The 2716-nt window shown below is 34.7% G+C and carries 3 protein-coding genes; all 3 read left to right on the plus strand.

All coding sequences use genetic code 11. The annotated features are described in order from the left end of the window. On the plus strand, window positions 1-623 hold a 623-nt coding region (locus ACGHIN_RS17095), incomplete at its 5' end, for a His/Gly/Thr/Pro-type tRNA ligase C-terminal domain-containing protein (RefSeq protein WP_390456383.1). A gap of 4 nt (window positions 624-627) precedes the next feature. Further along, entirely contained in the window at window positions 628-1695 is a 1068-nt protein-coding gene (locus ACGHIN_RS17100) for a leucine-rich repeat domain-containing protein (protein ID WP_390456386.1), read from the plus strand. A 98-nt stretch (window positions 1696-1793) separates the two neighbouring features. Continuing rightward, window positions 1794-2716 (plus strand): leucine-rich repeat domain-containing protein (locus ACGHIN_RS17105; protein WP_390456389.1); only part of this gene is annotated, 923 nt, incomplete at its 3' end.

Genomic DNA, 2716 nt, shown 5'->3' on the forward strand with positions numbered 1-2716 from the left:
CGCTGGAAAACCTTCTGCAGCTTAAAGAAAAATTTGCAGGAAATGAGATCGGTTTAAAAGGAGTGGAAGAACTGGAATTTGTTCTTACCCAGTCTTTAAGTCTTGGAGTGGATATTCAGAATCTGGTTTTCAATATCACATTAGCCAGAGGATTGGATTATTATACCGGAGCGATCTTCGAAGTAAAAGCAGATGAAGTGCAGATGGGATCTATCGGAGGTGGTGGAAGATATGACAACCTTACGGAAGTTTTCGGAGTAAAAAATATTCCGGGCATCGGAATTTCTTTCGGACTGGACAGAATTTATCTGGTGATGGAAGAATTGGGACTTTTTCCTGAAGAAGCTGCTTCAAAAGTAGAATATTTATTTGCCAATTTCGGTGGAGAAGAAGCCATAGAAGCTCTAAAACTGATCATTCAGTTGAGAGAAAAAGGAATTGCTGCAGAACTATACCCTGAAAATGCTAAGCTGAATAAGCAATTCACCTATGCGGAAAAGAAAGGAATCAGAAATCTGGTATTCTTAGGAGAGGAAGAGATTAAAAATAGAAAAGTGACCTACAAGAACCTTGAATTAGGAGAACAGAAAACGGTTTCTTTGGAAGAGTTTTTAAAACTTTAAAATCATGAAGAAAATTATATTATTTGCGCTTTTTGCATCTTTATCCGTACAGGCACAGTATGAACGAATGCCTGAAATTCCAAAACAAGATCTCAGTAAAGAGAGCGATAAGGTTGTTCTTAGAGAAATCACTGCTTTTCCGGAGCATATTTTTAAATGGAATATAAAATCGTTAACCGTAAGTGAATCTGATGAATTAAGAAGCATTCCTAAAGACATTTCCAGATTTAAAAATCTTGAGTTTTTTATGCTTACCGGAGGTCATAAAATTACTGATTTTCCTAAGGAATTTGCTTCATTAAATCAACTGAAAAAGCTCACCCTGCACAATATGCTTACTCCAAAAATGTCTCCGGTCATTTTTAATCTGAAAGCGTTGGAAGATTTGGAATATGCTCAGTTCAGCTACTTTGAATTTCCCGAAGACATAGGAAAACTGAAAACATTAAAAAAACTTGCCATATCGCGAGGCTTAGATATCAGAAGCTTAAAAAATGTAGAAGGAAAATCTGGACAAAATATTCCGCCTACCATAAAAAATCTTGAGAATTTAGAGGTTTTGTCACTTAGCAACAACTTGATGTCTGCGCTGCCTGAAGAGATTGGGTTTTTGAAAAATCTTAATGATGGCTGGTTTTCGAATAATCTTCTGGAAACGCTACCAAATGGATTTTTTAAGCTGCAAAAGTTGAATACATTGCATTTGGATAATAATGCGTTTAAAGTATTTCCGAAAGCATTATATAAAACTGCAAGCTTGAAAAGGCTGGATATATACAAAAATCAAATAAATACAATTCCTCCCGGAATCGGAGGTATGACAGGTCTTACCGGTCTCTTTATCGATAAAAACCAGCTCACAAACGAATGCCTGAGTGAAATTTATAACTTGGAAAATCTTGAGGTTTTGGATATTCGACAAAATAAAATTACTTCTTTCCCTCCAGGATTGGAAAAAATGAAAAAACTCAAAGTAATGTATATCTCAGGAAATAATATTTCACCTCAAGAAGTGTCACGTGCACAGTTGCTGTTACCTACCGCAAAATTTATTACTAAGGAAATGCCATGAAAACTAATTAAAATAAACAAAAATTCTTGGAAACTAAAGTAGAAATCTACCTGGAATCAGATTTCTATTCAGTAGATAAATTTTTAATCCAAATAATCATGAAAAAGCAGATTTTATTCCTATTTACAGGATTTTTTTTGAATATCAATGCACAATTCTCACCACCACCGCCTTCTGCGGATCAGGTAACAGAATCTGATGACGTCAAATTATATGATGCCCATGAAATTCCTGAGAAAGTCTTTTCCTGGAATGTCAAAAGTCTCATGATTGATGGTGAACAGGATTTTAGAGAAATTCCTGGTAAAATAGGGAACCTGAAAGGATTAATCAATTTTTCCTTAAAAGGAGGGAGTGTTGCTACATTGCCTAAAGAATTTTCCGGTCTTCAGAATATAAGAGCTATTTCAATCAATTCTAATGAGTTTGTTGAGATTCCGAAAGTAATTTTTAAAATTCCGGGTCTGGAATATTTTGAATTTTTAAGCTATAAGATAGATCAGTTTCCCAATGAACTTGGTAATCTGCGTAATCTGAAAACATTGAAGCTTTCCAAGAGCTTGTATTGGGGTGGAGCAATTACCAATGATAAGCAGGTTTTTAAAGACTTATACTTACCCGCTTCTATCGGTAATTTAAAAAAATTAGAACGTTTGAGTCTTCAATCAAATAATTTGAAAAAGCTGCCGTCAGAAATAGGGAATTTGGAAAGCTTAATAGAATTGGACTTGTCATATAATTCGCTAGAAAGCCTTCCAACAACGGTTTCTAAACTAAAAAAGTTAGAATCTGTTGAAGTGGTGAGAAATAAGCTGAAAATTTTCCCAAAGGAACTCTATGAGCTTGAAAACTTAAAGTCTGTATCACTCAAGCAAAATATGATCGAAACTATTCCTCCCGGAATAGAAAAATTAAGGAATTTGAGCTCTCTGGACCTTACAGGAAGCAAGCTTTCAAATTCATCTTTGCTGGAAATTTATAAGTTGGAAAATTTAGTAACTTTGATGTTGAATGACGGTCA

The organism is Chryseobacterium barbadense, assembly GCF_042849955.1.
Lineage (GTDB): Bacteria > Bacteroidota > Bacteroidia > Flavobacteriales > Weeksellaceae > Chryseobacterium.